At 66.4% G+C, this 10,533-nt stretch carries 10 protein-coding genes; 7 read left to right on the top strand and 3 right to left on the bottom strand.

Translation table 11 applies throughout. The annotated features are described in order from the left end of the window. Positions 1-2: 2 nt before the first annotated feature. Positions 3-320: a 2Fe-2S iron-sulfur cluster-binding protein gene (locus KBZ07_RS10810; protein WP_254931619.1), complete on the top strand. Its 318-nt coding sequence runs from the start codon at positions 3-5 to the stop codon at positions 318-320. A 39-nt stretch (positions 321-359) separates the two neighbouring features. Beyond that, on the top strand, positions 360-707 hold the full coding sequence (locus tag KBZ07_RS10815; RefSeq protein ID WP_254931620.1) for a Spx/MgsR family RNA polymerase-binding regulatory protein: 348 nt from the start codon (positions 360-362) through the stop codon (positions 705-707). On the opposite strand, the gene KBZ07_RS10820 is transcribed toward KBZ07_RS10815, so the two are convergent. Then, positions 670-2,244 carry a hypothetical protein gene (locus KBZ07_RS10820; protein ID WP_254931621.1) on the bottom strand — a complete coding sequence of 525 codons (1,575 nt, stop codon included), beginning with the start codon at positions 2,242-2,244 and terminating at the stop codon, positions 670-672. The genes KBZ07_RS10815 and KBZ07_RS10820 overlap by 38 nt on opposite strands. A 36-nt stretch (positions 2,245-2,280) precedes the next feature. Here KBZ07_RS10820 and lepB point away from each other — a divergent pair, with 36 nt between their 5' ends. After that, positions 2,281-3,021, top strand: coding sequence for a signal peptidase I (gene lepB, locus KBZ07_RS10825; RefSeq protein WP_396124023.1), 741 nt, complete (start codon positions 2,281-2,283; stop codon positions 3,019-3,021). Here lepB and KBZ07_RS10830 read toward each other — a convergent pair. Together KBZ07_RS10830 and KBZ07_RS10835 are read right to left on the bottom strand one after the other, a co-directional pair. Next, complete coding sequence (locus tag KBZ07_RS10830; protein ID WP_254931622.1) at positions 3,014-4,294, bottom strand: dihydroorotase; 1,281 nt, start codon at positions 4,292-4,294, stop codon at positions 3,014-3,016. The two genes, lepB and KBZ07_RS10830, sit on opposite strands and share 8 nt — an antisense overlap. Before the next feature lie 4 nt (positions 4,295-4,298). Continuing rightward, the gene (locus KBZ07_RS10835; protein WP_254931623.1) at positions 4,299-5,648 is read right to left on the bottom strand and encodes a histidine phosphatase family protein; all 1,350 of its coding nucleotides are present in this window, start codon (positions 5,646-5,648) and stop codon (positions 4,299-4,301) included. An 82-nt stretch (positions 5,649-5,730) separates the two neighbouring features. Here KBZ07_RS10835 and KBZ07_RS10840 point away from each other — a divergent pair, with 82 nt between their 5' ends. The 4 genes from KBZ07_RS10840 to KBZ07_RS10855 form a co-directional block, all read left to right on the top strand. After that, positions 5,731-7,167 carry a CPBP family intramembrane glutamic endopeptidase gene (locus KBZ07_RS10840; protein WP_254931624.1) on the top strand — a complete coding sequence of 479 codons (1,437 nt, stop codon included), beginning with the start codon at positions 5,731-5,733 and terminating at the stop codon, positions 7,165-7,167. A 183-nt stretch (positions 7,168-7,350) separates the two neighbouring features. After that, a complete protein-coding gene (locus tag KBZ07_RS10845; protein ID WP_254931625.1) occupies positions 7,351-7,695 on the top strand; it encodes a hypothetical protein in 345 nt (114 codons plus the stop codon). Continuing rightward, positions 7,695-9,506: a penicillin-binding protein 2 gene (locus tag KBZ07_RS10850; RefSeq protein ID WP_254931626.1), complete on the top strand. Its 1,812-nt coding sequence runs from the start codon at positions 7,695-7,697 to the stop codon at positions 9,504-9,506. Before KBZ07_RS10845 ends, KBZ07_RS10850 begins: the two co-directional genes overlap by 1 nt. A 114-nt stretch (positions 9,507-9,620) precedes the next feature. Beyond that, positions 9,621-10,533 (top strand): transaldolase (locus tag KBZ07_RS10855; RefSeq protein ID WP_254931627.1); only part of this gene is annotated, 913 nt, incomplete at its 3' end.

Consider the following 10,533-nt stretch of genomic DNA (forward strand, 5'->3'; position numbering starts at 1 on the left):
GCATCGAGGGAGCAAACCTGCGCAAGGCTGCCCTGGATGCGGGCATCAACCCCTACAAGGGGCTGAACAATGTCAACAACTGCGGCGGCCTGGGCCAATGCGGAACCTGCGTGATGGAAGTGGTTGAGGGCATGCAGAACCTCTCCCCCCGCAGCGATGTGGAGGAGGTCTACCTTGCCGATCGCCCCGCCAATTTCCGCCTCAGCTGCCGCACCAGTGTCAACGGTGACGTCACCGTTCGCACCCGGCCCAGCAACGCCGTGGGCCAGGGTTCCAACAGCCTGGTCGGGGCTCTCAAGTCTCTGATTGGCCGCAAGTAATCCGCTTTCGAGCTCCCTGAAGCCCCCGGGCCGGCAAGGATGAAGTTCTACGGCTATTCGGGCTGCAGCACCTGCCGCAAGGCCCTCCAGTGGCTCGCCGCCCGGGATCTCCATGCCCAGATGCTCGACATCACCCAGACTCCTCCGAGCCTGGCCGAGCTGGAGCTGGCGATGGCCCAACTGGGCCGCAAGCGCCTGTTCAACACCAGTGGCCAGAGCTACCGCGCCTTGGGCCCCGCAGCCGTGCAGGCGCTGGATGATCGGAGCGCTCTGGCGGCACTGGCCGCCGATGGCAAGCTGATTAAGCGACCGTTCCTGATCACCAGCGGCGGTGCAATCCTGACGGGCTTCAAGGAGCAGGAGTGGCAGGAGGCTTTGGGCGGTTAAGCGGTTTTGATTGGCTAGGGGCTGTTTGTTGGCTTGGGTCTTCCTGCTGGCTAGGAGCAGTGATCAGCTGATCGAGCTCCTGGATCAGGGCTTCTATGCCGGCCCTGTTGATCTGGCTGAGGTAGGTGCCCTTGGCGCCATCGATCAGGGCACAGAGGAGCTCCTGGGAGCGCTCGAGGGCCGAACCACTCTCCAGGGCAGCGGCCAGTTCATCCCAGAAGCGGTCGATGAAACGCTGGAGCAGATCCAGCTGCACATCGTCGCGGCGACCAAGTCGGTTGCCCGTGCTGCGAGAGAGCTCGAGCAGGCTTTCGACCATGCCTCCCGCCAGCTGGCGGCTGATGCCGCTTTCCACCTGCAGCAGCGGCTGCAGTTGCCGCAGCGGCGGCGGCACCACGGTGCGATCCAGGCTTTGCCGCAGGCTGTAGCCCAGCAGGCCCTGCAGTTCGGGGGCGAGTCGGGGCGCGACTCGGCTGAGCAACAGGGGCGCCCAGATGCGCACCAGCTCCACCAGGGCCCGCTCGTCCCTGCTGGCCACACTTTGGTGGCTGCGCAGGGCCCGCAGCCTTTGGGGCCAGCGGCGCGAGCGGATCAGGCCCTGGGTTCCATCGAGAATCTGCAACGACAGCACCTCAAACAGTTCCACCGCCAGCAGGGCCACCACCCCCCTGCTCACCACGGCCCGCAGCGGCTCAAAGTTGACCAGGCCTGAGGTCTGCAGTCGCTCCAGCACGGGCATCAGCCGCAGCCAACGCCAGAAGGGCAGCAGCAGGGGCAGGTCGCTCCAGCGCCGCAGCAGGGCGTCGCCCCAGCTCAGCCCTGGCAATCGGCGCCGCATTCGGATCAGGCGCAGCAGGATGTCCAGGCCAAAGACGCTCTGGAACATCAGCAGGTCGATCCGCCAGAAATGGTCAGTGGGGCGTCCGTTTTCGTCGATCGATCGCCAGTAGTTGGTGGCCACCAGGGGCAGGATCTGGTCGTTCCAGAAGCGCCGCTCGCTGTTCCAATCCCTGGCCTGGATCCAGTCCGGGCTAAGTAGCAGGCCAGAGGCCTGGCGGGCGGAATCCAGATCAGCCCGCTGGCGCAGGCGATTTTTGATCTTTTCGAGGGTGCCGGTGGCTCCAGAAGCCTGGAAAGGATTGCTGTCGACCATCTGGACGGTGAGCTGAACCTGGCGGTTCAGCAGCGCCACCTGGGCGGCCTGGGGCCGCTGGCCGGCGGGCAGGGCCAGCAGGGCCGCATCCAGGCGCCGGAATTGCTCGATGTAGGCCTGGGTTTCGCGGTGGGGTTCGATGCCCTTGATCGGATCGACCAGGGGCGTCACGTCCGGGATCACCGTGAGGGGCACCACCAGCGGCACCGAGGGGATCGGATAGAGGTTGCGTTGCAGCCAGAAGGTGCGCAGCGGCAGGTAGGTGATGTCAAAGGCAACCCAGACCAGGTTGAGGCTGGCCCACACCGCCACGAAGCGGTCCCAGCCCTGCCCCCAGCCGCCGGGTGAGGCCGTGGAGTTGGATTGCCAACGGGGCGGCGACATGGGCCTTGGCGGAGGGGAGGGTGTGCCTAATCTGCCGTGTCTGGCCAGCTGGGCCTGCACCCTGGCAGATCGCAAGTCTTGATTCACGACAACCCCAAACCGAACACCCAGCCTGGGGCTCTCGCCAGCCCCAAGGAGAGCCCGTGGGCCTTCTGGCGCAGTGTGGCCATCACCCTGGCGGTGGCCCTGGGCATCCGCCAATTTCTGGTCGAGGCCCGCTACATCCCCTCCGGTTCGATGTTGCCTGGGCTGCAGATCCAGGACAGGCTGCTGGTGGAAAAGCTCACCTATCGCCAGCGGGCTCCCCGCCGTGGCGAGATCGTGGTGTTCCACTCACCCCACCACTTCGATCCGGTGCTTGCGGCAGGGGCCAGCCCCAATCCCCTGAGCTGCCTGGTGGTCAACCTGCCCTTGGTCGGCAGCCTGCCTGGGGTGGCTAACCCGGCCTGTGATGCCTACATCAAGCGGGTGGTAGCCCTGCCTGGCGAGCGGGTGAGTGTGGACCCCAGGGGCCATGTCTTCATCAATGGGGTGCGCCTGGTCGAGCCCTATGTGCAGAACGACTGCCCCGTGGATAGCCAGGGCATGGGGCCATGCCGCACCCTCAATGCGGTGGTTCCCCCTGGCCATGTACTGACCCTGGGGGACAACCGGGCCAACAGCTGGGATGGCCGTTTCTGGCCCGGTGGGGCCTTTTTGCCCCAGAAAGAAATCATCGGTCGGGCCTTCTGGCGCTTCTACCCCTTCAACCAGACCGGCTCCCTGGGAGTCAAATAGTCCACTGGGCAGCCGGGATCAGGCCGCTAGCCCTTATCCCTCCCACCAGCTGCTTGCCCCCCAGGGGATGGTTTGCTGCCCGCGACGGGCACCCCTGTCGATCCCAGCTCCAGCCATAGTTGGGGTCGAACAGCAGCCAGCGACGGGACCCGGCTCTGAGCTGCTCCGGTTCCCGCCCCAGCAGCTCGGAGCCGCCCCAGCTGAGGGCTTGCCAGAGCCGCTGCACCGGCCAGCTGCGCCGGCCCACCAGTTCAGCCCAGAGCAGGGGCAGCACCAGGCCATGGCGGCCCCCATGGCCGGCCAGGCCGGCCCGGCGCTGGTCGAGGGGGAGCAGGATCTCTTCCGCATCGAGGGGCAGGTGATGGACGGCCACTGCGGTGAGCACGCCATCGGCCAGGGCCGTGATCAGGGCTTCCCGGTCCCTGGGGGCGCCCAGGGAGGGGCACAGCCGCCAGCCCTCGGCGCTGGGATCGAGGTTGCCGCTGTCGGCCAGCAGGTGCCACCAACCCACGGTGGCCATGGGGCGCCGAGGCGCCTGGCGCAGCAGCCCCACCCCCGCGGCGGTGGCCAGGTTCATCAGGGCCAGGCGGGCTTCGGGCCGCAGCTCCGCCAGGCTGAGCAAGCTCTGCAGGGGTAGGGTCTCGCTCAGCACAGGATCGGGGGGCCAGCCGGCCCGCAATGTCTCCACGCCTTCGCGCACGAAGCCGCCGCCGCTGAGGCCAGCATCGCGGGGTGCCAGCAGCACCGGACTCCGGCCCATCTCCCCCAGCAGCAGGCCCCGCTCCATCAGGGCCAGGGGCGGCACCTGGTCAGTGCCCGCCAGGCCAATGGCTCCAGCGGCAAGTTGGTCGCCATGGGGAGCGAGCTCCTGATCGGCCCCCCTGATGCTGAAGCTGCCCCATAGCTCCAGCTGCATCGGTGCCGGCCAGCTGAGCCCGAGCTTTTCCGGTTGGTCCCGCCAGGGGCTGGCCCAGGGGAGGAGGGCCACCGTGCCGTATCCCCCGGCAGCGGCGGCCCCGGCCAGGCTGGCCAGATCTTCTGCACGGCCGACGCTGGCCTGCTCCAGCACGCTGTGGGGATCCACCAGCAGCGGCGCCAGCAACCAACCCTTGGCGAGCCTGGGGGCAAGGCCAAGGGCTTGGGCCTGCTGGGTCGCCCCCTCGCCCCAGGCGAGCAGGCTGCCATCAGGGGCAAGCAGGGCGTCGCAGCTGGTGGCCGATTGGTGCGGGCCGGCCAGCAGTTCAACCTGGCGCAGCCAGAGGGGGGGGGTCAAGGCTTCACAGGGCCCCTGCGGCGGTGCGATCCAATACGCCGCCGAGATGCTGGGTGAGGTTCAGGGCGGCCACCACGGGTCGCCCTGCGGCTCCTTCGGGGTAGTCGATCACGCTGACGCCGCCATTGCCCTGTTTGATCGCCCAGATGTCGGCCGGCCCCAGGCCCAGCAGGTCGCAGAGGATGGTCTTGTTGACGGCGTCATGGGCGACCACCAGCGCCGTCTCGCTGCTGTCGAGGCTGGCGGCGATGCGCTGCCAGGTGCCCAGCGAGCGCTCCGAGACCGCCTGCAGGGTTTCCCCTTCTGGCATCTGCACGGTCTGGGGGGCCCGCTTCCAGTTGGCCAGCAACTCGGGCCAGCCTGCGGCGATGTCCTGCTCCAACCTGCCCTCCCAGAGGCCATGGCCGATCTCCACCAGGCCGGCGCTGCTGGTGAGGGGTACCCCGGGGTGGGAGGCCAGGATCGCCTCGGCCGTTTGGCGGGGCCTGGCCATGCAACTGGTGTAGGCCCGGTTGATCGTCACCGGAGCCAGAAAGCGACCGACCGCCTCCGCTTGGCAGCGGCCGGTGGCATTGAGTGGGATATCAATCTGGCCCTGGAAGCGGCCTTCGCGGTTCCAGTCGGTTTCGCCGTGGCGCACCAGCAACAGCCGTGCCCCATCGCCCTTGATTGGCAGGGGGTCGCCCAGGTGGGCCAGCCCATTGACCAGCTCCACCTGCACCCCGCTCCTGCCCACGTTGCTCCTGCCCACGTTCAGTACGGAGATGGAACAGTTGTCGACCCGCAGCCGGCGAAAACCGGAGATGGGCAGATCCAATAGGGTCAGCAGCAGGCAGCGCAGGATGGCGTTATGGGCCACCACCAACACTGTGTGGGGTGGATCCTGGTCGTTGCTGATGGCTGCGGCGTGCCGCTCAAGCAGCTGGCGGCGGAATTGATCTGCCTGTCGCATCAGTTCCGGCAGGGGCCGGTAGGTGCTGCCATCAGCCCGCTGCAATTCGAGCATTTCCGGGGCCTGGCGCCACTGGAGCTCCTGGTCGGCAAACCGCTCCCGCAGCTCCTGGCGCAGCAGACCGCTCCAGGGGGCCAGGTCGATTTCCAGTAGCCCCTCATCAAATTCCGCCTGCAGGCCCTGGCCCTGTTCGGCCAGCAGCAACCTGGTGGTGTCGGCGGCCCGTCTCAGCGGGGAGCTGTAGACGGCTTCGAAAACCAAATCCCCCAGGGCCGCCCCGCAGGCCCGGGCCTGACTCTGGCCGATTCCGGTCAGGTTGGAGAGGTCGTCTCGCCCCTGGATCCGGTGCTCCAGGTTGAAACTGCTGAGGCCATGGCGCACCAACACAATCCGAAGGGACATTGGCTGGAGGCTGCTCATACCCATCGTATGGGAAGGGGGCAGTCCAGAATTGAAGTTCGAGTAAGCCCTGGAGGGCCTGCGGTTGAACGCCAATCCCACCCCTCGACCCAGCCGGAGCACGGGGTGGACCACCGGATTGGCCCTGATCAGCCTTGTGCTCAGTGGCCTGCTCTGGCTGAGCGGATTGGTGGACAGCTTGCAGCGGCCTTCGGTTGGCAATGACCTGGAGTTGCGCCAGCAGGAGTTGGCGGCCCTGGCCGCGCCCGGCCTGCCCCCCAGCCTGGGGCGTGCCCTGGCGGGCGAGCATCCCCTTGAGGCCCTACGGCTGGGGTTGGAGAAGCAGCTGGCGGATAGGTCCCTGCCACCGGCGCCAGCCCAGCAGCTGCAACTGGCTTTGCTGCAGCTCAAGGCTGGCGAGCCGGGCCAGGCGAGTGAGCGTCTGCAGAACTTGGACCAGCAGGTGCCGCCCGAGCAGCGCCGCCTGCTGCAGCTGCTGCGGGCCCCCGCTGCCCAAGGGGCCCCGGTAGCCGGCCAGGTGGACCAGTTGCTGGAGGGGTGGCGGGACTCTCCCCTGACCAGGCAGCTGGTCTGCCAGGCCCTGGGGGGAGCAGGCCCCAGCTGTGTGGATGTCCCAGCCCAACAGGCCGCGATCTGGCGCCTGCTCGGCACAACCCTCGCCCCCGTGGTGCTGATGCTGGTGGGCACTGCCCTGCTCCTGCGTGAGCTGGCAAGGCGCTGGCTGGGCAAGGGCAAGGGGGGTGGCAGTGGTGTTGGCAGTTTTGTTGGAAACCCTCCCCTGCAGGCCCCACCGCTCAGCCTGGCCCAGGCCACCCTGCTGATTGCGGGAGGTTTCGTGGTGCTGGGGGAGCTGGTGGTACCTCTCCTGCTGGTTCCGCTGCTGCAGGGGCTGTTGAGCCCCCTGGCGGCGGAGCCAGCCCTGCAGCAGGGGCTGTTGGTAATTGCCCTTTATCTCGGCCTGATGGCGGCCCCCCTGCTGTTGTTGTGGTCCCAGTTGAGGCCCCACGGCCAACCGCCTGCCGGTGGCTGGCTCCAGTGGCACTGGAGCCCCCTGGGCTCGGCCCTGCGGCGGGCGCTGGCGCAGCTGTTGATGGTGCTTCCCCTCGTGGCTTTGGTGAGCTGGCTGCTGGAGAGGTTGGTGGGCGATCCAGGCGGCAGCAATCCCCTGTTGGAGCTAGTGCTCAACAGCGCCAATCCCCTTGCCCTGCTCTGCTTTGCCCTCACGGCCATGGTGCTGGCCCCCCTGTTTGAAGAAACCCTGTTTCGTGGAGTGCTGCTGCCGGTGCTGGCCGAGCGCTGGGGCGGTTTCGCGGCGGTGCTGATCAGCGCCCTTGTGTTTGGGATTGCCCACCTGAGCCTGGGGGAGTTGCCACCGCTGTTCGTGCTGGGCCTGGGCCTGGGCTGGCTGCGACTCCAGAGTGGCCGGCTAGCGGCCAGCGTGTTGATGCATGGCCTCTGGAACGGGCTCACCTTTGCCAACCTGCTCCTGCTGGCTGGCTGAGCAGCGTCTTGCCCTTGCCTACAGCTGCTCTGGGTGGTTCAATCCCGGGGAGTTTGGTCCGTTCTCTTGGTTGCCTCCCTATTGCCCCGGCAGGCTTCCGGCAGAGCTGGTCTCCAAGGCGGAACCCTCGAGCTGGTTAAGGGTTCGCTCTCAGGTCGTAAACTCGACCGGCGGGCCCCCTGGATGGCCAATCTCCATCGGGCTACCGATGGCACCCTCCTGGGGCTGGGCATCTGCATGCTGGCCATGAGTGGTCTCACACTTCACTGGCAGAACCGTTGGGGCGAGAGCTATCAGCAGCTGGAGGCCTCCCAGATGCTGGCCCACAGAATGCAGGAATCAGCGGCAATATTGGAGCAGCACCACCTGGGTGCCCTGAAAAAACCAGGTTTGCTGGTGCCCACCAGCAGCGAGAAGCTCATCTACCTTGCCGCACCCCACACCCCCAGGCCTGCCAATGCCACAGAGCTGTTGGGCAGTCTTCAGATCGGCATGGGTACCTTGAGCCAGATTCGTCCGGGCTACTGATGACGGCCAGTCGCCGCCCCGGACCCAGCCGTGGTCGCAGCAATTCCCGCCAAAAGGTTGTCGCGATCCAGCCGGTCCCTGTCATCCGGCTGCTTGCGGTCTACGGAGTGCTCTGCGCCGGGCTGGTCGCTCTGGCCGGCCGCCTCGCCTGGTTGCAGGTGGTGGATGGGGCCAACCTCCAGGCCAGGGCCCACGCCATCCAGACCCAAACCACCCAGCCGATCGGTAAGCGACGCACGATCGTCGATCGCAATGGCCGTTTGGTAGCCCTGGACGAACAGCGTTTCAGCCTCTGGGCCCATCCCCGCTACTTCAACTTCCCTGGCGATGACCCCCAGAAGGTTCGCAGCGCCGATGACGTGGCAACCAAGCTCGCAGCCGAGCTCGCCCTGCCCAAATCGGGGTTGCTCGAGGCCATGGCCGGCCGCCAAACCGGGGTGAAGCTCCTCTCCGAGCTCGATCCGGAAACCGCAGGCAGGATTCGCCAACTCGGCATCAGCGGCCTAGACCTGGATCCCTATCCCCATCGCATCTACCCCCAGGGCCAACTCTTTGCCAACGTTGTTGGCTTCCTCAACCTGGAGCGGGTGCCCCAGGCAGGGCTGGAGCAGAGCCGCGACGGGGAGCTGAAGCGCAACGAAACCCCACTGCAGATGCGCCGTGGTGCCGATGGCACGCCCCTGCCAGCTGGCCTTACTGCAGGTTCCCTCTACGGCGACGACCTGCGCCTCCAGCTCACCCTCGATGCCCGCCTGCAGCAGGTGGCCCAGCAGGCCCTGGTCAAGCAGGTGAAGCATTGGAATGCCAAGCGCGGCGCCGCCATGGTGATGGATGTGCGCAACGGCGAAATGCTGGCGCTGGTTTCAACCCCCACCTACGACCCCAATCAATACTGGAAGTACAACCCGGGGCTGTTTCGCGAGTGGTCGGTTCAGGATCTCTACGAGCCCGGTTCCACCTTCAAGCCAATCAACCTGGCCCTGGCCCTGCAGGAAAAGGTCATCCAGGCAAGCGGCCGTGTCTCCGACAGCGGCAGCTTGCAAATCGGTGGCTGGCCAATTTTCAACCATGACAAGCGGGCCAACGGTCTGATTGATTTCCCCACCGTCCTGCAGGTGTCCAGCAACGTGGGCATGGTGTTGGCCATGGGCCAGATGAAGCCGGCTCGCTTCTGGCATTGGCTCAACAACCTGGGCATCGACCAGACCCCAGACACCGACCTACCCGGGGCCGTGGCTGGTGAGCTCAAAAGCCGCGGTGACTTCACCAGCTCGGCGATCGAACCGGCAGTGGCAGCCTTCGGCCAGGGTTTCTCCCTGACCCCGCTCAAGCTGCTCCAGCTGCACGCCATGCTGGCCAACGGTGGCCGGCTGGTGAGTCCCCACATCACCCGCGGCCTGCGCTCTGGCGATGGCCTGGCAACTGGCCCAACCAGGGAAGGCCTACCCATGCTGGACCCGGCGGTAACTCGCACCGTCATGGCTTGGATGGAGTCTGTGGTGGAGAAAAGCAGCGGCCTGGGCATGAAGATTCCCGGCTACCGCATCGGCGGCAAGACCGGCACCGCCCAGAAGGCTGACCGTGGCGTCTACATACCTGGGGCGCTGATCACCAGTTTCGTGGGCCATCTGCCCATCGATGACCCCCGCTATGTGGTGCTGGTGGTGGTGGATGAACCCAAGGGGGGAAATACCTTCGGCTCCACCGTGGCTGCGCCCGTAGCCCGCCAGATCATCGATGCCCTGCTGGTGCTCGAGCGCATCCCCCCATCCCGCCCCCGGGAGGTTCAGAAAACGGCGCCCAAGGCCTGATTCCTGTTGCCGTTCCCTCAAGGACCGCCAACTCCGGTGGGTGGGTCCCGCCACCCTGGCTAGCGTGGATCAAGTCTGGCTAGATGGCCGGATCTCTCCACCCAGCTCCCGTCCATGGCCAACCTGCTCGATCAACTCGCCGCCATGACTGTGGTGGTGGCTGACACCGGCGACATTGACGCGATCAAGCAATTCACCCCCCGCGACGCCACCACCAACCCCTCCCTGATCCTGGCCGCAACCCAGATTCCCACCTACCAAAACCTGATCGATCGCTCCCTGCAGGAGTCCCGCCAGGCGATGGGTCCCGGGGCCTCGGCTGAGGAGGTGGTCTGCGAAGCCCTGGATGAGATATGCGTCACCTTTGGCAAGGAGATTCTCAAGATCGTGCCGGGCCGGGTTTCAACCGAGGTGGATGCAAGGCTCAGCTTCGATACCCAGGCCACGATCACCAAGGCCCGCAAGCTCATCGGTCTCTACAACCAGGCGGGTATCAGCAACGACCGGGTGCTGATCAAGGTGGCCTCCACTTGGGAGGGGATTTGCGCCGCCGCCCAGCTGGAGCGGGAGGGCATCCACTGCAACCTGACCCTGCTGTTCGGCTTCGCTCAGGCGGTGGCATGTGCTGAGGCCGGGGTCACCCTGATCTCCCCGTTTGTGGGGCGCATCCTGGACTGGTACAAAAAGAGCAGCGGCCGGGCCAGCTACCCCGGGCCCGAGGATCCTGGCGTGGTCTCGGTGACCCAGATCTTCAACTACTTCAAGACCTACGGCTACAAGACCGAGGTGATGGGGGCCAGCTTCCGCAACGTCGAGGAGATCATCGAGCTGGCGGGCTGTGACCTGCTCACCATCTCTCCGGCTCTGCTGGACCAGTTGCGCCTCACCGACGCTGAACTGGAGCGGAAACTGAATGCCTTTGATCCGGCCCCCACGGAGGCCCAGATCCATCTCGATGAGGCCAATTTCCGGCAGATGCTGGCAGCAGATCCGATGGCCACCGAAAAGCTCGATGAGGGGATCCGGG

Source organism: Cyanobium sp. BA20m-14 (assembly GCF_024346295.1).

Coding starts and splice junctions, on each gene's coding strand:
- KBZ07_RS10815 (WP_254931620.1), top strand. CDS start 360: ATGAAGTTCTACGGCTATTCGGGCTGCAGCACCTGCCGCAAGGCCCTC.
- KBZ07_RS10820 (WP_254931621.1), bottom strand. CDS start 2,244: ATGTCGCCGCCCCGTTGGCAATCCAACTCCACGGCCTCACCCGGCGGC.
- KBZ07_RS10850 (WP_254931626.1), top strand. CDS start 7,695: ATGACGGCCAGTCGCCGCCCCGGACCCAGCCGTGGTCGCAGCAATTCC.
- KBZ07_RS10845 (WP_254931625.1), top strand. CDS start 7,351: ATGGCCAATCTCCATCGGGCTACCGATGGCACCCTCCTGGGGCTGGGC.
- KBZ07_RS10835 (WP_254931623.1), bottom strand. CDS start 5,648: ATGTCCCTTCGGATTGTGTTGGTGCGCCATGGCCTCAGCAGTTTCAAC.